Source organism: Rhodopseudomonas palustris (assembly GCF_003031265.1).
GTDB classification, from domain to species: Bacteria; Pseudomonadota; Alphaproteobacteria; order Rhizobiales; family Xanthobacteraceae; genus Rhodopseudomonas; species Rhodopseudomonas palustris_H.
Genome location: NZ_CP019966.1, coordinates 5,025,124 through 5,047,500, shown reverse-complemented (window position 1 = coordinate 5,047,500; position 22,377 = coordinate 5,025,124). Strand labels below are relative to the sequence as shown.

Below are 22,377 nucleotides of genomic sequence, written 5' to 3'. Positions count from 1 at the left end.
TAGTGCGACTGGCCGGGACCGCCGGTGCGGGCGGCCAGCGACGCGATATTGACGATGCGGCCGTAACGCCGCTCCTTCATGTGGACGACGACCGCCTGGGTCATCTGGAAAACGCCGCGGACGTTCACCGCGAAGGTCTGATCCCAATGTTCGGGCGTGGTCTCGTCGATCATCGCCAGTCGCAGGATGCCGGCATTGTTGACGAGCACGTCGACGTGTCCGAGCCCCGCGACCGCCTCGGCCACCGAACGTTGGCAATCCTCGATCTTGCTGACGTCGGCGAGGATCGGAATGCACTTGCGGCCGAGCTGCTTCACCTCCTCGACGGTCTCACGCAGCACGCTTTCCTGTGCGGCGATGTCGGTGAGGGCGAGGTCGTAGCCGCGCTGAGCAAGGCCGAGCGCGATGGCGCGTCCGATGCCGCGGCTGGCTCCGGTGACGATGGCATGTCTGGTCATGAGTGATCCTCGAAACGTTCCGATCGAAAGATAGGTCGTGATGAACTCAGGTGCGCGCGGCACGCACCGGCAGTGTGTTCATGGCTTTCACCGTCTCCTCGAACGACACCAGGTTGGCGCCGGAGCCGAGGCCCGTGGCGACGATGGCGGCCGTGGCTGTCGCCAGCCGGGCGCAGTCCTGGAGATCCCAGTCGCGCACCAGGCCGGCGATAAAGCCGCCGGTGTAGGAATCGCCGCAGCCCGAGGTGTCGCGCACGGTGATGTCGAATGCCGGCACGGTGAACTGCCGTCCGTCGCGCGTCATCACGAACGAGCCGTGCTCGCCGAGCGAGATCGCGCAGGCGCGGGCGCCCTTGCCGATGAAGTAGCGCGCGCAGGTCGCCGGATCGTCGCTGCCGATCAGCGCGTGGGTTTCGTCGATGCTCGGCATGAAGAAGTCGGTGTAGGGCATCAGCGGCTCGAGCAGCGGCAGCGTTTCGCCGCGCGCCTGGATCAGATCGACCGTCGTGATGCAGCCGGCCGCCTTGGCATCGCGCAGCAGCGACACCGTCGGTTCGCCGTCCATCGCCAGCAGCGATCCGACGCCGCCGAGATGCAGCACCTTGCTGCCGCAGGCGACCTTCTGGGCTTCCGGCGAAATCTTCCAGCGCGCCGAAGCGCCGCGCGCGTGCAGCACCGGCCGGGAGCCGTCGGGCCGGATTGGCAGGATGGTCGCCGAGGTCGGCGCGCCGGCGATCTTCTCCATCACCGAGATGTCGATGCCCTCGCGCTCCATCGCGTTCAGCACCCAATCGGCCTTCTCGTCGGTGCCGACCGCGCCGACTGCGAGAGCTTTCAGGCCGAGCCGGGCGCACGGCACGACCGTGCCACCGGCGGTGCCGGCGACGGTGAGGCGGATCTCATCGATCAGCGCCCGGCCGCCGCCGGCCGGGATCTCGGTCACCGGCACGCCGAGAATATCGAGGATGTAGGTGCCGCAGACGCTGACGTCGTGGGGATGGGCCATGGAGCAAGCCTTACGCAGTGTTGATTGGTGTTAGTTGGAGGTCTTGGGAGCGCGGTCGCTGTCGCGCAGGCCGTATTGGCCCCAGCGTTTCAGGATGCTGTCGACCTCGTCATCCGAGAGCAGCGGCGGCGAGCCGATCTGCAGGCAGCCGTGATATTGCTTGGCCAGCACTTCGACGGTGCCGGCGAGCCACAAAGCTCGGCGCAGGTTCGGGCCGATTGCGATCATTCCGTGATGCGCCATCAGGCAGGCGCGGCGATAGCGCAGCGCCTCGAGCACCGTTTGCGACAGTTCGGCGGTACCGTATTGCGCGTAGGGCGCGCAGGGAATGTCGTTGCCGCCGCCGGCCGCGATCATGTAGTGGATCGCCGGAATCGCGCGGTTCATGATCGCGATGATGGTGCAGAAGATCGGGTGCGCGTGCACCACGGCGTTGGCTTCCGGCTTCTCGCGCAGAATATCGAGATGGAAGCGCCACTCGGTCGAGGGCACGCGGCCTTCCGGCGCGGTCCATGAGCCGTCCCATTTCATTGCCACGATGTCTTCCGGCTGCATCAATTCGTACGGCACGCCGGACGGCGTCACCAGGATGCCGTCTTCGGTGCGAACACTGATGTTGCCCGACGTGCCCTGGTTGATGCCCAAGGCCGTCATCTCGCGGCAGGCGTCGATGATGGATTGCCGGGTTGCGACGTCAGCAGCGCCGGGAAGCGTCATGGGTGGTTTCCTCAAAGGTTGGCCGCTGCGGCTCTTCCCGGCCGCTGCGCATCGTCGCGAAAGCTCGAACGAGGCGCCTCAGCGCCCCATCGCATAGAACTCGTCGTTCGGCCGCATGCTGGTGACGTTTGCGAGGCGGTTGGACATGCCGAAGAACGCCGCGATCGCCGCGATGTCCCAGATGTCTTCTTCGCTGAAGTCGTGGCTCTTCAGCGTTTCGATGTCGGCGTCGCCGACCTCGTAGGCCTGGGCCGAGACCTTCATGGCGAAGTCGAGCATCGCGCGCTGCCGCGGGGTGATGTCGGCCTTGCGATAGTTCACCGCGATCTGGTCGGCGAGCAGCGGGTTTTTGGCGCGGATGCGCAGGATCGCGCCGTGCGCGATCACGCAATACTGGCACTGGTTGGCGTTGCTGGTGGCGACCACGATCATTTCGCGCTCGGCCTTGGTGATCGGGCCGGGCTTGTCCATCAGCGCGTCGTGATAGGCGAAGAAGGCGCGGAATTCATCGGGGCGATGTGCCAGCGTGAGAAACACGTTGGGCACGAAGCCGGACTTCTCCTGCACTGCGAGAATGCGGGTGCGGATGTCCTCCGGCAGGCTGGCGATATCCGGAACCGGGAAGCGGCTGATAGCAGGCTTGGTCATGTCGCAGTCTCTCTTTAGGCGGTCGCGAGGGCGACCAGCTTGTCCTGATATTCGTCGAAAGCGTCGCGCTGATCGGCGATGTGTGGTTCGGCGCGGACCAGGCAGGTATGTGCCGAGCAGCCCTGGCCGAATTGCGAAGTGCCGATGTCGAGCGTCAGCACGTTGGGATTGCCGGCGACTTCGAGGCCGTTCTCGTCGCGCGGCGTGAACCAAGCGCCGGTCGGCAGCACCAGCACGCCGGGTCGCACCGTGTCGGTGACCGTCGCGGTCGCAAGGCAGGCGCCGCGCCCGTTCCAGATGCGGATGGTCTGGCCGTCCCGGATGCCGCGCGCCGCGGCGTCGGTCGGATGCAGCTTCGCCTGTTCGCGGCCGTTGCGCTTGGCCGCCACGCTGGCGACGCCGGTTTCGATCTGGCTGTGCAGCCGGCCGAGCGGCTGATGCGAGATCATGTGCAGATCGGAGGCGTCGCCCTTGCCCAGCCATTCGGCCGGTTCGAGCCAAGCCGGATGCGGCGGGCAATCGTCATAGCCGAGCCCGGCCAGCGTGCGGCTGCCGAGCACGATCCGGCCGCTCTCGGTGTTGAGCGGATGCGCGGCGGGATCGGTGCGGAAGTCGGCCAGGAAGGTGTGCTCGGCGCGGACCGGGCAGCGGGCGTAGCCGCGCTCCCAGAACGTGTCGAAGTCGGGCATCTCGAAGCCGAGGCGTTCGACCGCGTCCTGCCGCACCTCTTCGTAGAGATGCCGCACCCAGCCGATCTCGTCGCGGCCTTCGTTGAAGCCGTCGGCGACACCGAGCTTGGCGGCGATGCGATTGAAGATCTCGAAATCCGGCAGCGACTCGCCGACCGGCGCGATCGCCTGCTTCATCGCGATCACGAAATCGGAGCGGCGGTTGCCGGCGAGGTCGTTGCGCTCGATCGAGGTCGTCGCCGGCAGCACGATATCGGCGCGCTGCGCGGTCGCGGTGAACATCGGATCCTGAACGATGATCGTCTCCGGCCGCGTCCAGGCTTCGGCGAGCCGGTTGAGATCCTGATGGTGGTGATACGGATTGCCGCCGGCCCAATACACCAGCCGGGTGTCCGGATAGGTCTGGGTCTTGCCTTCGTAGGTGAAGGTCCCGCCCGGGTTCAGCAGCATATCGCTGATCCGCGCCACCGGAATGAAGCTGTCGATCGGCCGCGTCAGCTGCGAAATCGCCGGCGACTTGCCGATGTTGAATGGCGAGCCGACGCCGCCGAGCGACGCGTAGCCATAGCCGACACCGCCGCCGGGCAGGCCGATCTGGCCGATGATCGAGGCAAGGCCGAGCGCCGACCAGAACGGCTGCTCGCCGTGATGCGCGCGCTGCAGGCTCCAGCTCACCGTCAGCATGCTGCGGGTGTCGACCAGACGCCGCGCGAGTTGACGAATGCTCTCGGCATCGAGGCCGCAGATCTCCGCCGCCCACGCCGCATCCTTGCGGACGCCGTCGGCCGAGCCGTCGAGATACGCGATCAGTTGATCGGCGCCGCTGGTGCAGCGCTCGAGGAAGTCGCGGGCGTGCAGGCCTGCCAGCACGATCTCGCCGGCGAGGCCGAGCATCAGCGCGGCGTCGGTGTTCGGACGGATCGGCCACCATTCGGCGCCGACCCACTCCGGCAGATCGTCTTTCAGCGGCGAGACATGCACGATGCGGATGCCGCGATCGGCGATCTTGCGCAAATACGACTCGACGCGGTGTACGCCGATTCCGCCCGCCTCGGTCTGCGCGGTGCGCGGCGACAGCGCGCCGAACACCACCAGCGTCTCGGTGTGTTCGGCGATGGTGTCGAGCGTGTTGGCGCGGCCGTCGCAGGCGTCCGAGCTGCCGAGCGTGTGGCGCAGGATCACGGGGCCTGCGGCGATCGAATAGGTGTCGACGTGACGGGTGAAGCCGCCGACCAGATTGAGCATCCGCTTCAGCAGCGATGAAGCGTGGTGCAGCCGGCCCGAATTAGTCCAGCCATAGGAGCCGGCGAAGATCGAGGCGTTGCCGTATGTCGTCGAGACGCGGCGGATTTCATCGGCGACCAGGGTGGTCGCTTCGTCCCAACTGACCGCTACGAACTTCTCGGCGCCGCGCTTGCGCCGGTCGCTGTGCTCTCGTTTCTCCAGCCAGCCGGCGCGCACCAGCGGGCGCGGCACGCGGCGCTTGGGATTGGCCCATTCCGGCACCGAGTGAATGATCGGCGACGGCGCTGGATCGTGCGCGAACGGCTCGACGCCGACGATGCTCCCGTCCTGCACCAGCAGCGTATAGGCGCCCCAGTGGCTGCAGTGCGGGATTCGCTTGATCTCACTCACGCGCCGTCTCCGTAGGATGATGGCTGATCGGCTCAGGATGCTTGCGACAGCGGCTGTGCGATCTCACGCCGCATCTGTGCGGCGAAGTCCGGATAGGTCTCGGCGACTTCGTCGTAGACGCGCTCGCGCAGCAGCTTCAGCACGTCCGGATCGGGCAGCGGGGTCTGTTCCGGCACGTCGTCATGCGCAAACTTGAAGCCGGTCGCTTCCTTGATGGCGGTGAGGTCGTAGCCGGGATGCACGCTTTGCAGGTCGAAGCCGCGGCGCTCCTTGTCGAAGCGGAACAGCGCTTTGCTGGTCAGCAGCGCGATCGGGCCGCCGGTGCGATACACGCCGTCGTCGCTGACACCCGGCGCGCTGATGAAGTCGACCTTCTCGACCATCGCGCGCGGGGTGTGCTCCTCGCGGAACAGGATTACGCGCGGCACGACGTAGTACAGATAGGCCGACCCGAACGAGCCCGGCCAGCGCACTTGCGTCTGCGGATACTCGCCGGTGCCGACCAGATTGATGTTGCCCTGGCCGTCGATCTGACCGCCGCCGAGGAAGAAGGCGTCGATGCGGCCCTGGCCGGCGCAATCGAACAGCTCGGCCGAACCGTTGGTGAAGAAGTTATGCTCGACCGAGCCGAGGATCGAAATCCGCGGTCCGGTCTCGCCGGCCTGCTGCTTCAGCGCCCGCAGCAGCATCGCGCCCGAGGCCGGAATCGGCGAGGAGGCGCCGACCGCAACATGACGAACGCCGTCGAGCAGCTTGGCGATGGTGCAGATCAGGATCTCGCGCGGATGAATGTCGGTCATCAGGCGGGCTCCATCTGCGTCGTCGTCATGTATTCGGCAAAACCTTCGGCGGTGCGCGCCGCGCGCGCGTAGCGAACGAGTTCCTGGGTGTCGGCCTGATATTCGCCCCACAGCCCGTAGGGCCACGCGCCCTTCGGCGCGAGCGCAACTTCAGTCACGTAGATCGCCGGCAGCACGCCGGCCGCGGTGATCTCGTTGGCGAGCAGGCTGTCGTCGACGATCCGTTCGACCGTCACCAGCGTCGTCGCCGACGCATAGGCCATCGCGGCGAGTTCGCGGCGCCGGCCGATCCAGACGTTGCCGAAGCGGTCGGCCATCGGGGCGTGGAAGATCGTCACGTCCGGCTTGATCGCGGGGATCAGCACCACGGGGTCGCCGCCGTCCGCCAGCGGATTGTCGATCACGCGCCAATCCTTGCGATGCCGCAGGATGTCGCTGCCGATCAGGCCGCGCATCGGCATGAACGGGCTGCCCTTTTGGGCCGCCATCAGCCCGGCGTGGATCGCCGGGCAGGTCGCGTCCATCAGCTTGATCGAGCCGTCCTTGACGGCTGCGTTGAACCGCGGCGCGCCGCCGGCCTCGCCGAGCGTCACCGCGCTGGTCTCGACGGTGCGGACCAGGCCCGAGCCGATCAGCTGATCGACCTGAAGGCCGCCGGTCGGCACGCAGATGAGATGGAGGTTGCCGGTTTTGCGCTCGATGATCGGGCGCGTCATCGCCATCGAGACGCCGGCATAGTCGACCGGCACGGCCAGCCGGATTCCCGGCTCCACATACTTCGCCAGTCCGCGAAGATCGCTCGCCACGATCAACCTCCCGATTTTGTGTTCTATATTGTAGAACGTCTTTCCAAATAAAATTAGTCGCGCATCCGATCCTCTGTCAATGCCGATCGTATTCCTGCGTGGCGCTTCGGCGCATCTGCATGGCGGCCCGGCGCGTGCCACCGCGTCGCAGCGCACGTTCCCCGACTTGACAAGACCCAGTCGCCCGCCAAGAATAATTGGAATAGCGTTTCATAATATAGAACGACGAAGTCGGGAATGATCAGGGAGGGAACGATGGCCGAGCCAGTGGCTCTGCGCGCAGGGAGTTTCGGCGCGCGAGGTGCAGCATCGCAGGCCACGCAAACGCGGCAGGCCATCGGCTCGAGCATCGTGGTGCGCGATGCCGAAAAGCGCTACGGCCAGTTTCACGCAGTCGACCGCATCAGCCTCGATATCGAGCCCGGTGAGTTCATCACGCTGCTCGGCCCGTCCGGCAGCGGCAAGACCACGCTGCTCAATCTGCTCGCCGGTTTCCAATCCCTCGATGGCGGCGAAATCCTGGTCGACGGCAAGCCGGTCCACAACGTGCCCACGCACAAGCGCGGGTTCGGCATGGTGTTTCAGAGCTACGCGCTATTCCCCAATATGACGGTGACGCAGAACGTCGCGTTCCCGATGCGGATGGCCGGTGTCGATCGCGCCACCGCCACGCGCTGCGTCGCCGAGACGCTGGAGATCATGCGGCTGTCGGCGCACGCCGACAAGGCGCCGTCGGAAATGTCCGGCGGCCAGCAGCAGCGCGTCGCGATCGCGCGCGCCATCGTGATGCGGCCCAAGGTCGTGCTGATGGACGAGCCGCTCAGCGCGCTCGACCGTCGTTTGCGCGAATCGATCCAGATCGAAATCCGCGATCTGCACCAGACCATCGGCAGCACCATCCTGTTCGTCACCCACGATCAGGGTGAAGCGCTGACCATGAGCGACCGCATTGCCGTGCTGGATGCCGGCAAGATCGTGCAGATCGGCCGGCCGCTCGACATCTATCGCCACCCCGTCAATCGGTTCGTGGCCTCGTTCGTCGGCGAGAGCAATCTGATCGAAGCCGAGATCATGCAGAAGCGCGGCACCACGGTGACGCTGAAAAACCGCTCCGGCTATGTGTTCGAAGCCGAGAGCCGCGACGCGATCGACGTCGGCCGTGTCACCGTGCTGGTCCGTCCGGAGCGCATTGCGATTGCGGACGAGCCGGCTGCAAATTCGACGCCGGTGACGGTGACCTCGGCGATCTTCCTCGGCGAGACCCTGCGCATCGAGGCACAGATGGAGAGCGGCGAGACGCTGCTGGTGCGCTGCCCCGATAGCGCCAAGCGGCCGCTGCCGAATATCGGCGATCGTCTGCACGTGAGCTGGGGCCCGGAAGACTGCTGGGTGTTGGCATGACAACGCTCTCGCTGACCGACGAGCCGCGGCGTCAGCCATCCTCCAGTCTGGCGATGAAGCTGAAGAACCCGGCGCTGCTGCTGCTGCCGGCGGTCGCGTTTTTGGGCTTCATCTATCTGCTGCCGTTGATCGATCTGATCCGCATCAGCATCAGCGGCCCGAGCTGGCTGACTTACTTCCAGCGCGTTTTCGCCGTGCCGCTGTATTGGGAATCGCTGGTCCGGACCATGCAGATCTCGGTCACGGTGGCGTTCCTGTGCCTGCTGTTCGGCTATCCGACCGCGCTGCTGATCCATCGCACCCGTGGTCTGACGCGTGCGCTGATCGCGACCGCGATCGTGCTGCCGTACTTCATCGCGATTCTGATCCGCACCTACGCCTGGATGGTGCTGCTCGGCCGTACCGGCCCGGTCAACAAGCTGCTGGTCGCGATCGGCGTTCTGGGCGAGCCGGTTCAGCTGCTGTTTCATCGCGGCACCGTGCTGCTCGGCATGACTGCGGTGCTGCTGCCGCTGATGGTGCTGACGATCTATTCCAGCGTGTCGCGGCTCGATCCCGGCCTGACGCGTGCTGCGCTCGCCTCCGGCGCCGGACCGATCGCCGTATTCTGGCGGGTGTTGCTGCCGTTGACGCTGCCCGGCATCGGCGCCGGCTTCCTGCTGGTGTTCGTCGCGGCGATCGGCTTCTTCATCACGCCGACGCTGCTTGGCGGCCCCGGCGACCAGATGTTCGCCATGCACATCACCCAGCAGGCGGATTCGGTGACCTCCGAAGGCTTCCTGCAGGCGCTCGGCGTCGTGCTGCTGCTGATCACGCTGGCGGTGGTGGCGATCGCCGGCCGTTTCCTCGGCCTGGAGTTCATCTGGGGCGGCCGCAAGCTGACCGAATCCACCCCTGCAAGCCCGACGCATGTCGCTGCGAACGATCCGGCGCGCCGCACCATCGGCAGCAGCCTTGCTGATACGATCGGCTGGCCGCTACTGCGGCTGCTCGGGATGCTGCCGGCCGGCGTCGGCACCTGGACAGTGCGACTGATGGGCGGCGTGGTCGTCGCCGTGCTGATCCTCCCCATTGTCGTGGTGATGGTGATCTCGTTCAGCAGCGCCAGCTATCTGACCTTTCCGCCGCCGGGCTTCTCGCTGCGCTGGTACGAGCAGTTCTTCTCCGACACCAACTGGATGCGGGCGTTCTGGACTTCGGCGCTGATCGCGGCGGTCTCGGCCTTGATCGCGGTCGGGCTCGGCACCAGCGCGGCGCTCGGCATCGTCCGCGGCAACATCCGCGGCAAGTCGGCCATCATGCTGCTGCTGGTCAGCCCGATCATCGTGCCGCCGGTGGTGCTCGGCTTGTCGCTTTACAGCCTGTTCCTGAAGTTCGATCTGATCGGGTCGGTGTTCGGCCTCGCCGCTGCCCACGCCATCGGCGGTCTGCCGATCGTGGTGGTGATCCTGGCGGCCGCGCTGCAGGGCGTCGACAAGCGGCTCGAACAGGCGGCCGCGGTGCATGGTGCTTCATCGCTGACCGTGCTGCGGCTGGTGACGCTGCCGGCGATCGCGCCGGGCCTCGCGGCGGCGACGTTCTTCGCCTTCCTGCATTCGTTCGACGAACTGGTGCTGACGCTGTTCCTGTCGAGTGCACAGCTCAAGACGCTGCCGCTGATGCTGTGGGGCGACATCAACTACCGGCTCAATCCGGTGTTGGCGGTGGTCTCCACGCTTGAAGTTCTGCTGGTCGTGGGAGGGCTGTTCCTCGCCCGGCCGGTGCTTGCGACCTCGCAAAAAGCGAGCTGACGACAAACAATCAAACCACGAGGAAGACGCACGATGTTGGGACTGAAACGCTTCAGACTGCCGGCCTTGGCCTCGGCGGCATTCATCGCCCTGGGAGCGGCGACCGCCTCCGCCCAGAGCAATGTCGTCATCATGCAGGATCCGGGCGGCGGCTACGGCGATGCGCTGCGCAAGGTGATGTACGACCCGTTCGAGAAGGAAACCGGCATCAAGGTCGTCACCGTGCAGGAAGCCCGCAGCGGTCCGCGCATCAAGGCCCAGGCCGAAGCCGGCAAGGCGCAGTGGGACCTGACCTTCATCTTCGATCAGGAAACCAAACTGCTCGGCGACTGCTGCCTGGCCGACATCGATTATTCGAAGCTGTCGGAATCCGCGCACAAGACCCTCGCGGCGATGCCGGACAATCTGAAGCGCAAGAAGGGCGTCGCGCTGCAGGTGATCGGCGTCGGCCTCGTCTACAACAAGGACAAGTTCAAAGGCGACAAGGCTCCGCAGACCTGGGCCGACTTCTGGGACGTGAAGAAATTCCCCGGCCGCCGCTGCATGCCGGCGTGGCCGCGCTTCACCTTCGAAGCCGCGCTGATGGCCGACGGCGTCACCAAAGACAAACTGTATCCGATCGACATGGATCGGGCGCTCAAGAAGCTGAAGGAGATCAAGCCGCACGTGGTGAAGTGGTGGACCACCGCCGCGCAGCCGCCGCAGCTGATCCTCGACGGTGAAGCCGATATGTGCCTCGCCTACACCGGCTCGATGAGCAAGCTGGCGCTGGAAGGCGCGCCGATCGATCTCACCTTCAATCAGGGCTTCGTCTATTACGACTTTTTCTCGATTCCAAAAGGCGCGCCGAACTACGACAATGCTCTGAAGCTGCTGTCGTGGCGTCTTGATCCGAAGCGCGCCGCGCAACTGACCTCCACCTTCCCGGTGGCATTGCCGTCGAAGGTCGTGTTCGACGCGGCGACGGATAAGAACATCGCGCGGTATTGGGCGAACAATCCCGACAACGTCGCCAAGGCGATCGAGTGGAGCCCGGACTTCTGGGGTGCGCCGTCGCCGGCGGGGAATTCCACCAATGAAGAATACGGACAAGAAAAGCTGAACGCGATGCTGGCCCAGTAAGCCGGCGTCTCGCAAACTCCGACCGGCAGTTACGACTGCCGGTCGTTATTTCCAACAAAGAGATATTGCCCGGCCGCCTGAATGGACAAAGCTTTCATCAAGGGACTTCGACTGCTCGAGACCCTTGCGCTCAGCGATCAGCCGCGCGGCGTCACGGATCTCGCCAACGAGCTCAAATTCACCAAAAGCAACGTGCACCGGCTGCTGGCGACCTTGCAGTCGCAAGGCTATGTCCGTCAGATCCCGCCGCACAGCACCTATGAGCTGACCACCAAGCTGTGGGAGCTCGGCCATCACGTCATTCAGCGCATGGATCTGGTTCGGATCGCGCGGCCGGCGATGACCACGCTGGCCGAGGTCACCGGCGAGACGGTGCATCTGTCGGTGCTCGATGGCACCGAGGTGCTGTACGTCGACAAGATCGAGAGCGCCCATCACATCCGCGCCCACACCAGCGTCGGCATGCGCGCGCCGGCGTTCACGGTCGCGACCGGCAAGGCGATGCTGGCACAGATGCCGGACGATTATCTGGAAATCCTGCGCCCGCATCTGAAGCGCTACACGGATTCGACCCGCACCACGATCGAAGAGCTGCGCGAGGACATCCGCGCCATCCGGGCGCAGGGGTACGCATCGGTGCTGCACGGCGAGTGGCGCGAAGGCATCGCCGCCTGCGCCTGCGCCATCATCGGCCGCTCCGGCGAATTGATCGGCGCGATCGGGATGTCCGGCCCGGACATCCGCGTCAAGCGCAAGCAGATCAAGGAATACTCCGCCCACGTCATGGAAGCCGCCCGCACCATCGGCCTGGCGCTCGGCCATGGCGGGATGAAGTAAGGGCCTCGTCGCTCCGCTCCTCGCAAGGACGAGCGGAGCGACTGGTGTTCGGCGCGATCAGCGCCGAGATGCGCCGCTACCGCGGTGGATCACAGATTGCGCTTCACGAAGCTGTCGATCGCGGAAGCGATCAGGTCCTTGTCGTTGTCGATCGTCGCGACGTGGTAGGAGTTGTCGAGCCACAGCGTTTCGATCCGGCTGGAGCCGACGTGGTTGGCGATCACGGTCGCGTTGGCTGGCGACAGCACGTGGTCGACACGCGAGTTGATCACCAAGGTCGGGCACTTGATCCTCGGCAGCAGCGCGCGGGCGGTGGCGGCCAGCCCCATCACCTGCTTGACGCAGGTCACCGGGACCTGGTCGTAGGCGAGCTCCTTGGTGGTGGTGTCGACCATGTCCGAGCCGATGCCCGGGACGAATTCCGGCAGGCCGCGCGCGTAGGCCAGCCCGGCAAGGTCGGGCGAGTCGATCTGCACCGCGGCGTTGATCGGAACGACGCCGGCGACCTTGTCCGGATGTGACGCGGCCAGATACAGCGACAGCGTGCCGCCCATCGACAGTCCGGCCACGAAGGTCTTGTCGCATTTGGCGGACAGCTCGAGCAGCGCGTCCTCGGCGCAGTCGACCCAGTCATTGGCGGTGGTTTTGGCCATCGCGGCCGGCGAGACGCCGTGTCCGGGCAGCCGCGGGCCGAGAATGGAATAGCCGCGCTCGCCGAGCCGCTCGCCGAGATAGCGCATGCTTTGCGGGCTGCCGGTAAAACCGTGCACCAGCAGGACGCCGGTCTTGCCGCCATCGAACGCGAACGCTTCCGCGCCGGCCATCACCGCTTCACTCATAAGAATCCCCCCCTGCGACGATGGCGGCGCCGTCGCGGGCATCGCTCCGGTCACTCAACCATCTGTTTTGGTTCAGCTTTCCTATGTCCCAAAATTGCGCCGGCAGCTCAAGAGAGGTTGCGCCGCAACGTGCGGATGCGGATCGGCAGCGGCAAAGACCCGCAGGGTGTGGATACGCTGCGCTGCTAAAGTATAAGAGTGTCGACTCTGCGACCGATTGGGGCCAAATCACCCCGATCTTGGGCCGTCTCTTCTGATCTAAATCACGGCGGCCTTCGACTAATTGTGCAGAATGCGCGCCGCGCCGCCGTTTTCCGGTAAGCAAATACAGGGCGGCGGCGCTCCATATAAAAATTCCTTTGGTGGTACCAAGGAAAATGCAATTTCTCTTATGTGATCGATCGGCTCACAAGCTCCGCCCAACGGAGCCCGCGGAGCCAATTGGCCGCGCTGCGTTGTGGGGGAGTCATCATGGATCAGGGCCAAACGCTCTCAGTTCTTTTGGATTCATATGCGGTTGATCCGCAGCGGAAAGCCGTCGCCGCCGCGGTCGGCGCGATCGCCGCGGGGTCGATCGAAATTTCCGAACTGATCGGGCAGGGGGCTCTCGCCGGCATCACCGGCGCGGCGCATGGCGGCAGCAATGCCGACGGCGACGTGCAGAAGGATCTCGACGTCAAAGCCGAAGAAATCATCGTCAAGGCGCTGAAGGATGTGCCTTACGCGGCGCTGGCGTCGGAAGAGTCCGACACCCTGCTCGACGGCGATCCCAACGCGCCGATCTCGATTGCCTACGATCCGCTCGACGGCTCGTCCAACATCGACACCAACATGACGGTGGGGACGATCTTCTCGATCATCCCGAACCAGCCGGGCGTGAAGCCGTTCACCGCCCCCGGCTCCTGCCAGATCGCGGCGGGCTTCGTGGTGTACGGGCCGCAGACGTCGCTGGTGCTGACGCTCGGCAACGGCGTCGACATCTTCACGCTCGACCGCAAGGCCAAGGTGTACCGGCTGATCCGCCAGCGCGTCACCGTGCCGGCCGACACCGCCGAATACGCCATCAACGCTTCCAACCATCGCCATTGGGAGCAGCCGATCCGCGACTTCGTCGACGAGTGCATCGCCGGTGCCGACGGTCCGCGCGCCAAGGACTTCAACATGCGCTGGATCGGCTCGCTGGTGGCCGAAGTGTATCGGATCCTCACCCGCGGCGGCGTCTTCCTGTATCCGGGCGACAACCGTCCGGGCTACGGCAATGGCCGGCTGCGGCTGCTCTACGAAACCCATCCGATGTCGTTCGTGATGGAGCAGGCCGGTGGCGCCGCCTCGACCGGGCGCGAGCGGGTGCTCGATCTCACCGCCAAGACGATCCACCAGCGCTCGCCGCTGATCATGGGGTCGATCGACAAGGTCAAGCGCATCGAACTGCTGCACACCGATCCGAGTGCCGCGTCGCGCTCGGCGCCGCTGTTCGCCCGCCGCGGTCTGTTCCGCGTCTGACGTCGTCTCCCCCGGTTGGAATTGGAAGTACCTCCTCATGTCCCGTAAGCATCCGATCATCTCCATCACCGGCTCCTCCGGCGCCGGCACCACCTCCGTGAAGAAGACGTTCGAGCAGATCTTCCGCCGCGAGAACGTCAACGCCGCGTTCATCGAGGGCGACGCCTTCCACCGCTACAATCGCGTCGACATGCGCAACAAAATGGCCGAGGAGGCCGAGCGCGGTAACCGCCACTTCAGCCATTTCAGCCCCGAGACCAACCTGTTCGAGGAGCTGGAGCAGACCTTCAAGAGCTACGCCGAGACCGGCACCGGCCGCACCCGTCACTACGTTCACGACGACGAGGAAGCCGCGCTGCACGGCGTGCCGCCCGGCAACTTCACCCAGTGGCAGGATCTGCCGGCGAACTCCGACCTGCTGTTCTACGAAGGTCTGCACGGTGCGGTGATGACCGACAAGGTCAACGTCGCGCAGCACGCCGACCTCAAGATCGGCGTCGTGCCGGTGATCAACCTCGAATGGATTCAGAAGCTGCACCGCGACCGTGCGGCGCGCGGCTATTCGACCGAGGCGGTGACCGACACCATCCTGCGCCGTATGCCGGACTACGTGCACTACATCGTGCCGCAGTTCGCCGAGACCGATATCAACTTCCAGCGGGTGCCGACCGTCGACACCTCGAACCCGTTCATCGCGCGTTGGATTCCCACCGCCGACGAATCGATGGTGGTGATCCGCTTCAAGAACCCGCGCGGCATCGACTTTGCGTATCTGCTGTCGATGATCCAAGGCAGCTTCATGTCGCGCGCCAACTCGATCGTGATCCACGGCGCCAAGCTCGACCTGGCGATGCAGCTGATCCTGACGCCGTTGATCATGCAGCTGATCGACCGCAAGCGAAGCATGAAGTAATGCCCAACATTTGGAATCTGGGGAGGCCGGTTTGAACGTTCCCGCGCGCGACATCCACGACAAGGTCACGCATCGCGACATGGCGAATGCGATCCGCTTTCTCGCCATCGACGGTGTCGAGAAGGCGAAGTCAGGCCACCCGGGCATGCCGATGGGCATGGCCGACGTCGCCACGGTGCTGTTCACCCGCTTCTTGAAGTTCGATCCGACCGCGCCCGATTGGGCGGACCGCGACCGCTTCGTGCTGTCGGCCGGCCACGGCTCGATGCTGCTGTACGCGCTGCTGCATCTGACCGGCTATCCGGAAGTCACGATAGATCAGCTCAAGTCGTTCCGGCAGTGGGGTTCGAAGACCCCCGGCCATCCGGAATACGGCCACACCCAGGGCGTCGAGACCACCACCGGCCCGCTCGGCCAGGGTCTTGCGACCTCGGTCGGCATGGCGCTCGCCGAGCGCATGATGAACGCGCGCTACGGCGACGCGCTGGTCGATCACTATACGTATGTGATCGCCGGTGACGGCTGCCTGATGGAAGGCGTCAGCCACGAGGCGATCTCGCTGGCCGGGCATCTCAAGCTCAACAAGCTGATCGTGCTGTGGGACGACAACCACATCTCGATCGACGGCGACACCTCGCTGTCGTGCTCGGACGATCAGCTCGCGCGCTTCGCCGCGTCGGGCTGGGCCACCACCCGGGTCGACGGCCATGATCCGGAAGCGGTCGCGGCCGCGATCGAGCAGGCCAAGACCAGCGACCGTCCGTCGCTGATCGCCTGCCGCACCACGATCGGCTTCGGCTCGCCGAAGGTCGCCGGCACCGAGAAGGCGCACGGCGCTCCGCTCGGCGCCGAGGAGGTCGAGAAGACCCGCGCTGCGCTGAACTGGCCGTATCCGCCGTTCGAGATTCCGGAAGGGATCCTGGCTCGCTGGCGTGAAGCCGGCGGCCGCGGCAAGGCGGCGCACGAGGCCTGGAATCAGCGGCTGGCCGCGGCTGACGCCGCGACCCGTACCGGCTTCACCGATGCGCTCGCCGGCAAGCTGTCGGCGGACTACGAAGGCGCGCTGCAGGGCCTGATCGCCAAGTTCGACGCCGACAAGCCGACCATCGCCACCCGCCAGGCGTCGCAGCTCACCATCGACGCCATCGTGCCGGCGTCGCCGAACATCCTCGGCGGCTCGGCCGACCTGACGCACTCCAACCTGACCCATGCCAAGGGCACCGCGTCGGTCAAGCCGGGTGCGTTCGGCGGCTCCTACCTGCACTACGGCATCCGCGAATTCGGCATGGCGGCGGCGATGAACGGCATCGCGCTGCACGGCGGCTTCGTGCCGTTCGGCGGCACCTTCCTGGTGTTCGCCGACTACAGCCGTCCGGCGATCCGCCTCGCCGCGCTGATGGGCGTGCGCGTCATCCACGTGATGACCCACGACTCGATCGGGCTCGGCGAAGACGGTCCGACCCATCAGCCGGTCGAGCATGTCCCCTCGCTGCGCGCGATCCCGAACGTCCTGGTGTTCCGCCCGGCCGACGCGATCGAAACCGCGCAGGCCTGGGACTGCGCGCTGAAGCAGACCTCGCGTCCGTCGGTGCTGGCGCTGTCGCGCCAGGGCCTGCCGCCGCTGCCGCGCCCGAACGCCGTCTCCGGCAACCCGGTGGCGCGCGGCGCTTACGTCGTGGTCGATCCCGGCCAGCGTGACGTCACCCTGATCGCCACCGGCTCGGAAGTGTCGCTGGCGCTGGATGCGGCCTGCAAGCTGGAAGCCGCAGGCATCAAGGCGGCGGTGGTTTCGGCCCCGTGCTTCGAACTGTTCGCCGAACAGGATGACGCCTACCGCGCCAGCGTGCTCGGCACCGCGCCGCGGGTCGGCATCGAAGCGGCGCGCGACACCGATTGGCGCCGCTGGATCGGCGATACCGGCGCGTTCGTCGGCATGACCGGGTTCGGTGCCTCGGCGCCGGCGCCGGTGCTGTACCAGAAGTTCGGCATCACCGCGGACGCGGTGGTGGACGCCGCCAAGGGCGCGATCGCCCGCGGCAAGCACTGAGCCCGATTTTTGAACATCAGGACGACCCTGTCGTCACACAGTTAGTTTGAGGAGACATCATGGCGCGTATCACTCTGAGGCAATTGCTGGATCACGCCGCCGAGCACGGCTACGGCGTGCCCGCGTTCAACATCAACAACATGGAGCAGGGCCTCGCGATCATGGAGGCGGCGGCGCTGGTCGACGCGCCGGTGATCATCCAGGCGTCGCGCGGCGCCCGCTCCTACGCCAACGACATCATGCTGGCGAAGATGATCGACGCGCTGGCCGAGATGTATCCGGACATCCCGCTCTGCATGCATCAGGACCACGGCAACGACGAAGCCACCTGCGCCACCGCGATCCGCTACGGCTTCACCTCGGTGATGATGGACGGCTCGCTCAAGGCCGACGCCAAGACCGCCGCGGACTATCAGTACAACGTCGACATCACCCGCCGCGTCGTCGACATGGCGCACTGGGTCGGCGCTTCGGTGGAAGGTGAGCTCGGCGTGCTCGGTTCGCTGGAACACGGCGGCGGCGAGCAGGAAGACGGCCACGGCGTCGAGGGCAAGGTCAGCCGCGAGCAGCTGCTGACCGATCCGGACCAGGCTGTCGAATTCGTGCGCGCCACCAAGGTCGACGCGCTGGCGATCGCGATGGGCACCTCGCACGGCGCCTACAAGTTCAGCCGCAAGCCGGACGGCGACGTGCTGGCCATGAAGGTGGTCGAAGAGATCCACCGCCGCCTGCCGAACACCCATTTGGTGATGCACGGCTCGTCGTCGGTGCCGCAGGATCTGCAGGACATCTTCAACGAGTTCGGCGGCGCGATGCCGCAGACCTTCGGCGTGCCGGTCGAGGAAATCGTCCGCGGCATCAAGCACGGCGTCCGCAAGGTCAACATCGACACCGATTGCCGTCTGGCGATGACCGGCGTGTTCCGCAAGGTCGCGACCCAGAACAAGGCGGAGTTCGATCCGCGCAAGTTCCTGAAGCCCGCGATGGATGCGATGCGCGACATCTGCAAGCTGCGCTTCGAGCAGTTCGGCACCGCCGGCAATGCCTCGAAGATCAAGGTCGTCCCGATGGCGGAAATGGCCAAGCGCTACAAGTCCGGCGCGCTCGATCCGCAGATCGGCCAGGTCGCCCGCGCCGCGGAGTAACCGCTTTCAATTCGCGGCGGCCAGCGCGCCGCCGCGCCTCGCATTGCAGGAGATCACCATGGACCAGTCGAACCGCTACGCCAACCTCAACCTCAAAGAGAGCGAGCTGATCGCGGGCGGACGGCACGTGCTGTGCGCCTACATCATGAAGCCGAAGGCCGGCTTCGGCAATTTCCTCCAGACCGCCGCGCACTTCGCCGCCGAATCCTCGACCGGCACCAACGTCGAAGTCTCCACCACCGACGACTTCACCCGCGGCGTCGACGCGCTGGTGTACGAGATCGACGAAGCCAAGCAGCTGATGAAGATCGCGTACCCGATCGAGCTGTTCGATCGCAACGTGATCGACGGCCGCGCCATGATCGCCTCGTTCCTGACCCTGACGATCGGCAACAACCAGGGCATGGGCGACGTCGAATACGCCAAGATGTACGACTTCTACGTGCCGCCGGCGTATCTCAAGCTGTTCGACGGCCCGTCGACCACCATCAAGGATCTGTGGCGCGTGCTCGGCCGGCCGGTGATCAACGGCGGCTTCATCGTCGGCACCATCATCAAGCCGAAGCTCGGCCTGCGCCCGCAGCCGTTCGCCAACGCCTGCTATGATTTCTGGCTGGGCGGCGACTTCATCAAGAACGACGAGCCGCAGGGCAACCAGGTGTTCGCGCCGTTCAAGGACACGGTGCGGGCCGTCGCCGACGCGATGCGCCGCGCGCAGGACAAGACCGGCGAAGCCAAGCTGTTCTCGTTCAACATCACCGCCGACGATCACTACGAAATGCTGGCGCGCGGTGAGTTCATCCTCGAGACCTTCGCCGACAACGCCGATCACATCGCGTTCCTGGTCGACGGCTACGTTGCCGGCCCGGCCGCGGTCACCACCGCCCGCCGCGCGTTCCCGAAGCAGTACCTGCACTATCACCGCGCCGGCCACGGTGCGGTGACCTCGCCGCAGTCTAAGCGCGGCTACACCGCCTTCGTGCTGTCGAAGATGGCGCGTCTGCAGGGCGCTTCGGGCATCCACACCGGCACCATGGGCTTCGGCAAGATGGAAGGCGAAGCCGCCGATCGCGCGATCGCCTACATGATCACCGAGGATTCGGCCGACGGTCCGTACTTCCATCAGGAGTGGCTCGGCCTCAACCCGACCACCCCGATCATCTCCGGTGGCATGAACGCGCTGCGGATGCCGGGCTTCTTCGACAACCTCGGCCACTCCAACCTGATCATGACGGCGGGCGGCGGTGCGTTCGGTCACGTCGACGGCGGCGCGGCCGGTGCCAAGTCGCTGCGTCAGGCCGAACAGTGCTGGAAGCAGGGCGCCGATCCGGTCGAGTTCGCCAAGGATCACCGCGAATTCGCCCGCGCGTTCGAGAGCTTCCCGCAGGATGCCGACAAGCTGTATCCGAACTGGCGCGCCAAGCTGAAGCCGCAGGCGGCGTAAGCTTCTCGCACCGCACACGACTGACGGCCCGCGCTTCGGCGCGGGCCGTTTGCTTTTTGACCTGGTAGTTGTTCGAGGACCGCCTGACGGCCCGCCGCATTCTCCGATCAGTTGATCTCAACGCCGGCGAAAGCCGCAACGGAAAAGAAACGATCCGCGCCGATTGGGGAGTGGCGGCTTGCGTTTCCTGAGCGTCGTGCAATGCTGGGGTGTGGTCACAGGTCAATTCGCGTTGGCGTCCGTTCGAGTTCGGCGGAAACCCTGACGTCGGAGAACTCAGATGACACACAGTCGTTCTGGCCCGTATCAGTTTCAGATCGCCGTCAACGGCGTGTACTACCCGAGCGCGTTCGTGATCATCGACAACCGGCTGATCACGGTGACGGCCGCCGGCCGGAAGCGGACCGAAGAGCTCGGCATGATGCCGCCGCTGGCGCTCGCGGAATTCCTGGCCGGCGAGCTGGTGCGCGAGCAGCTCACCCGTGCTGTGGCAGCGGCGGTCCACCCCCATCCTGAAGACGAGCCGGAGCCACACTCCCACTTGGCAGGCGTCCCGGAAGCTGCCGTCGAGCCGGAGCCGACCTCGGAATCGCACGAGGCCCACAAGGGCTGGTTCGGCAAGCACCTGCTGCGCTGGGTCGGAGTCCAGCCGGCACATCATCCCCGCTCGTAGTTCTCGGTCGATTAGTTCGCTGCGCCGGCAATGTACGTAATCGTACGCGGTGCTGAATTAAGGAACTCGCAAGCGGGTGGAACTCAGAGTACCCGCGGTGCAGGGGCGCAGTCTCGGCTGAGTCAGTGATGGTGAGTCCGGTTCGATGCCGGGCCATCGTCGGGTGACGGCGCGCGCCATGGTCTTTCTCACAGGATGATGTCGATGTTCGCCAAGATCACCATACGTACCAAGATTACTGCGCTGGTCGCCGCGCTGCTGATCGCCCTGTCGGGTCTCGGCGCGCTGGCGGTGGTCGAGATGCGGTCGCTCAATGCCGCGTCGACCGACATCGCGACCAATTGGCTGCCGAGTGTGCGGATTCTCGGCGAGATGCGGGCCTATGTGCTGAGCTATCGCGGCGCCCTGCGCGACCACATCCTCGATCTCACCGCAGAGGGCAAGGATGGTGCCGACAAGCGTCTGACCGCTGCTCAGACGGCGCTCGACAAGGCGAATGTCGACTATGAAAAGCTGATCTCATCGCCGGAGGAGCGGGCGCTCTTCAACGAGTTCGCGAAGGGGTGGACCGACTACAAGGCCACCGTTGGAAAGGCCATCGAGATCTCGCGCGGCAGCGTCGGCCAGTATCCGGCGTCGGCCTGGGACTACGTGAAGAAGAACCTGGTCCCGATCGCAACGCGGATGGATGAAACCCTGCAGAAGGATATCGACCTCAACAACAAGGGGGCGCAGACCTCGACCGAAACGGCCGACACCACTTACAGCTTCGGTTTCGGTCTGGTCGTCACGATCCTCGCGCTGGCCTTTGCGCTTGGTATCGCCATGAGCGTGCTGGTGATCCGCGACATCATCAGCGCAATTGCGTCGATCATCACTCCGATGCAGGACCTCGGGAAGGGCAATCTGTCGGCGGAGGTCCCGCATCGTGGCGAGCCGACCGAAATCGGCCGGATGGCGGATGCGCTGCAGATCTTCAAGGAGGCACTGATCGCCAAGCGCGATGCCGATGCCGCGGCCGCCAAGGAGGCCGAGGAGAAGATTGCGCGCGCCCAGAGGGTCGACAGCGCGACCCGGCAGTTCGAACACGCCATCGGCGAGATCGTCGACACCGTGTCGTCGGCCTCGACTGAACTCGAAGCCTCGGCCAGCACGCTGACCTCGACCGCCGAGCGCGCCCAGGAACTGGCGACGTCGGTGGCGGCGGCTTCCGAGGAAGCCTCCACCAACGTGCAGTCGGTGGCGTCGGCGACCGAGGAAATGACGTCGTCGATCACCGAGATCAGCCGCCAGGTGCAGGAATCGGCGCGCATCGCCAACGATGCGGTCGACCAGGCGCGCCGGACCAACGAAAGCGTCAGCACCTTGTCGCACGCCGCCAGCCGGATCGGCGACGTCGTCGAACTGATCAATACCATTGCCGGGCAGACCAACCTGCTGGCACTCAACGCCACGATCGAAGCGGCGCGTGCCGGCGAGGCGGGCCGTGGCTTCGCGGTGGTGGCGGCCGAAGTGAAGGCGCTGGCGGAGCAAACCGCCAAGGCCACCGGCGAGATCAGCCAGCACATCACCGGCATCCAAACAGCGACCGGCCAGTCGGTCGACGCCATCAAGGAGATCGGTCAGACCATCGGCCGGATGTCGGAAATCGCCTCGACCATCGCTTCGGCGGTGGAAGAGCAGGGCGCCGCCACGCAGGAAATCTCTCGCAACGTGCAGCAGGCTGCGCACGGCACCCAGCAGGTGTCGTCGAACATCACCGACGTGCAGCGCGGCGCCACCGAGACCGGCTCCGCCTCGTCGCAGGTGCTCTCCGCCGCGCAGTCGCTGTCGCAGGATAGCAACAAGCTGAAGGTCGAGGTCACCAAATTCCTCGACACCGTGCGGGCGGCGTAACTGCCCCC

At 65.6% G+C, this 22,377-nt stretch carries 19 protein-coding genes (1 of these 19 only partly in view); 11 read left to right on the top strand and 8 right to left on the bottom strand.

All coding sequences use genetic code 11. From position 1 onward, the window contains the following. The 7 genes from RPPS3_RS23450 to RPPS3_RS23420 all read right to left on the bottom strand — a co-directional run. A protein-coding gene (locus RPPS3_RS23450) for an SDR family NAD(P)-dependent oxidoreductase (protein WP_107346193.1) crosses the window boundary here: on the bottom strand, positions 1 to 458 show its 5' portion. Its footprint begins 289 nt before the window's first position; 458 of the gene's 747 nt are visible here — the first part of the coding sequence; the start codon lies at positions 456 to 458; its stop codon lies beyond the left edge, outside the window. A gap of 46 nt (positions 459 to 504) precedes the next feature. Next, positions 505 to 1,464 carry a sugar kinase gene (locus tag RPPS3_RS23445; RefSeq protein WP_107346192.1) on the bottom strand — a complete coding sequence of 320 codons (960 nt, stop codon included), beginning with the start codon at positions 1,462 to 1,464 and terminating at the stop codon, positions 505 to 507. A 30-nt stretch (positions 1,465 to 1,494) separates the two neighbouring features. Continuing rightward, positions 1,495 to 2,181: an L-fuculose-phosphate aldolase gene (locus tag RPPS3_RS23440; RefSeq protein ID WP_107346191.1), complete on the bottom strand. Its 687-nt coding sequence runs from the start codon at positions 2,179 to 2,181 to the stop codon at positions 1,495 to 1,497. A 78-nt stretch (positions 2,182 to 2,259) separates the two neighbouring features. Beyond that, positions 2,260 to 2,829: a peroxidase-related enzyme gene (locus tag RPPS3_RS23435; protein ID WP_107346190.1), complete on the bottom strand. Its 570-nt coding sequence runs from the start codon at positions 2,827 to 2,829 to the stop codon at positions 2,260 to 2,262. Between the two features lie 14 nt (positions 2,830 to 2,843). Further along, on the bottom strand, positions 2,844 to 5,153 hold the full coding sequence (locus RPPS3_RS23430; protein WP_107346189.1) for a molybdopterin-dependent oxidoreductase: 2,310 nt from the start codon (positions 5,151 to 5,153) through the stop codon (positions 2,844 to 2,846). Between the two features lie 32 nt (positions 5,154 to 5,185). Beyond that, entirely contained in the window at positions 5,186 to 5,953 is a 768-nt protein-coding gene (locus tag RPPS3_RS23425) for a CoA transferase (protein WP_107346188.1), read from the bottom strand. After that, entirely contained in the window at positions 5,953 to 6,759 is an 807-nt protein-coding gene (locus tag RPPS3_RS23420; RefSeq protein ID WP_107346752.1) for a CoA transferase subunit A, read from the bottom strand. Before RPPS3_RS23420 ends, RPPS3_RS23425 begins: the two co-directional genes overlap by 1 nt. Positions 6,760 to 7,014: 255 nt before the next feature. Here RPPS3_RS23420 and RPPS3_RS23415 point away from each other — a divergent pair, with 255 nt between their 5' ends. The 4 genes from RPPS3_RS23415 (at position 7,015) to RPPS3_RS23400 (ending at position 11,909) form a co-directional block, all read left to right on the top strand. Next, complete coding sequence (locus RPPS3_RS23415) at positions 7,015 to 8,160, top strand: ABC transporter ATP-binding protein (RefSeq protein WP_107346187.1); 1,146 nt, start codon at positions 7,015 to 7,017, stop codon at positions 8,158 to 8,160. Beyond that, the gene (locus RPPS3_RS23410) at positions 8,157 to 9,950 is read left to right on the top strand and encodes an ABC transporter permease subunit (protein WP_107346186.1); all 1,794 of its coding nucleotides are present in this window, start codon (positions 8,157 to 8,159) and stop codon (positions 9,948 to 9,950) included. Before RPPS3_RS23415 ends, RPPS3_RS23410 begins: the two co-directional genes overlap by 4 nt. A 33-nt stretch (positions 9,951 to 9,983) precedes the next feature. Continuing rightward, positions 9,984 to 11,072 (top strand): extracellular solute-binding protein, encoded by a 1,089-nt coding sequence (locus RPPS3_RS23405; protein ID WP_107346185.1) that lies wholly within the window; start codon positions 9,984 to 9,986, stop codon positions 11,070 to 11,072. An 81-nt stretch (positions 11,073 to 11,153) separates the two neighbouring features. Beyond that, on the top strand, positions 11,154 to 11,909 hold the full coding sequence (locus tag RPPS3_RS23400; protein WP_107346184.1) for an IclR family transcriptional regulator: 756 nt from the start codon (positions 11,154 to 11,156) through the stop codon (positions 11,907 to 11,909). Positions 11,910 to 11,998: 89 nt separating this feature from the next. Here RPPS3_RS23400 and RPPS3_RS23395 read toward each other — a convergent pair whose 3' ends face one another. Further along, positions 11,999 to 12,748: an alpha/beta hydrolase gene (locus RPPS3_RS23395; protein ID WP_107346183.1), complete on the bottom strand. Its 750-nt coding sequence runs from the start codon at positions 12,746 to 12,748 to the stop codon at positions 11,999 to 12,001. Positions 12,749 to 13,219: 471 nt separating this feature from the next. Between RPPS3_RS23395 and RPPS3_RS23390 the strand changes: the two genes are divergently transcribed. The 7 genes from RPPS3_RS23390 to RPPS3_RS23360 all read left to right on the top strand — a co-directional run bounded on the left by RPPS3_RS23390 (position 13,220) and on the right by RPPS3_RS23360 (position 22,369). After that, positions 13,220 to 14,251 (top strand): class 1 fructose-bisphosphatase, encoded by a 1,032-nt coding sequence (locus RPPS3_RS23390; RefSeq protein WP_107346182.1) that lies wholly within the window; start codon positions 13,220 to 13,222, stop codon positions 14,249 to 14,251. Positions 14,252 to 14,288: 37 nt separating this feature from the next. Further along, positions 14,289 to 15,164, top strand: a complete 876-nt coding sequence (locus RPPS3_RS23385) for a phosphoribulokinase (RefSeq protein WP_107346181.1) — start codon at positions 14,289 to 14,291, stop codon at positions 15,162 to 15,164. A gap of 31 nt (positions 15,165 to 15,195) precedes the next feature. Continuing rightward, positions 15,196 to 17,211 carry a transketolase gene (gene tkt, locus RPPS3_RS23380; protein ID WP_107346180.1) on the top strand — a complete coding sequence of 672 codons (2,016 nt, stop codon included), beginning with the start codon at positions 15,196 to 15,198 and terminating at the stop codon, positions 17,209 to 17,211. 59 nt (positions 17,212 to 17,270) lie between these two features. Further along, positions 17,271 to 18,356 carry a class II fructose-bisphosphate aldolase gene (gene fba / locus RPPS3_RS23375; protein WP_011160174.1) on the top strand — a complete coding sequence of 362 codons (1,086 nt, stop codon included), beginning with the start codon at positions 17,271 to 17,273 and terminating at the stop codon, positions 18,354 to 18,356. 58 nt (positions 18,357 to 18,414) lie between these two features. After that, on the top strand, positions 18,415 to 19,800 hold the full coding sequence (locus RPPS3_RS23370) for a ribulose-bisphosphate carboxylase (RefSeq protein WP_107346751.1): 1,386 nt from the start codon (positions 18,415 to 18,417) through the stop codon (positions 19,798 to 19,800). Between the two features lie 280 nt (positions 19,801 to 20,080). Next, a complete protein-coding gene (locus RPPS3_RS23365; RefSeq protein ID WP_107346179.1) occupies positions 20,081 to 20,473 on the top strand; it encodes an acyl transferase in 393 nt (130 codons plus the stop codon). Positions 20,474 to 20,677: 204 nt separating this feature from the next. Further along, a complete protein-coding gene (locus tag RPPS3_RS23360) occupies positions 20,678 to 22,369 on the top strand; it encodes a methyl-accepting chemotaxis protein (protein WP_107346750.1) in 1,692 nt (563 codons plus the stop codon). The last annotated feature ends 8 nt before the right edge of the window (positions 22,370 to 22,377 follow it).

Coding starts and splice junctions, on each gene's coding strand:
- RPPS3_RS23445 (WP_107346192.1), bottom strand. CDS start 1,464: ATGGCCCATCCCCACGACGTCAGCGTCTGCGGCACCTACATCCTCGAT.
- RPPS3_RS23440 (WP_107346191.1), bottom strand. CDS start 2,181: ATGACGCTTCCCGGCGCTGCTGACGTCGCAACCCGGCAATCCATCATC.
- RPPS3_RS23435 (WP_107346190.1), bottom strand. CDS start 2,829: ATGACCAAGCCTGCTATCAGCCGCTTCCCGGTTCCGGATATCGCCAGC.
- RPPS3_RS23425 (WP_107346188.1), bottom strand. CDS start 5,953: ATGACCGACATTCATCCGCGCGAGATCCTGATCTGCACCATCGCCAAG.
- RPPS3_RS23415 (WP_107346187.1), top strand. CDS start 7,015: ATGGCCGAGCCAGTGGCTCTGCGCGCAGGGAGTTTCGGCGCGCGAGGT.
- RPPS3_RS23410 (WP_107346186.1), top strand. CDS start 8,157: ATGACAACGCTCTCGCTGACCGACGAGCCGCGGCGTCAGCCATCCTCC.
- RPPS3_RS23405 (WP_107346185.1), top strand. CDS start 9,984: ATGTTGGGACTGAAACGCTTCAGACTGCCGGCCTTGGCCTCGGCGGCA.
- RPPS3_RS23400 (WP_107346184.1), top strand. CDS start 11,154: ATGGACAAAGCTTTCATCAAGGGACTTCGACTGCTCGAGACCCTTGCG.
- RPPS3_RS23395 (WP_107346183.1), bottom strand. CDS start 12,748: ATGAGTGAAGCGGTGATGGCCGGCGCGGAAGCGTTCGCGTTCGATGGC.
- RPPS3_RS23390 (WP_107346182.1), top strand. CDS start 13,220: ATGGATCAGGGCCAAACGCTCTCAGTTCTTTTGGATTCATATGCGGTT.
- RPPS3_RS23385 (WP_107346181.1), top strand. CDS start 14,289: ATGTCCCGTAAGCATCCGATCATCTCCATCACCGGCTCCTCCGGCGCC.
- fba (WP_011160174.1), top strand. CDS start 17,271: ATGGCGCGTATCACTCTGAGGCAATTGCTGGATCACGCCGCCGAGCAC.
- RPPS3_RS23370 (WP_107346751.1), top strand. CDS start 18,415: ATGGACCAGTCGAACCGCTACGCCAACCTCAACCTCAAAGAGAGCGAG.
- RPPS3_RS23365 (WP_107346179.1), top strand. CDS start 20,081: ATGACACACAGTCGTTCTGGCCCGTATCAGTTTCAGATCGCCGTCAAC.
- RPPS3_RS23360 (WP_107346750.1), top strand. CDS start 20,678: ATGTTCGCCAAGATCACCATACGTACCAAGATTACTGCGCTGGTCGCC.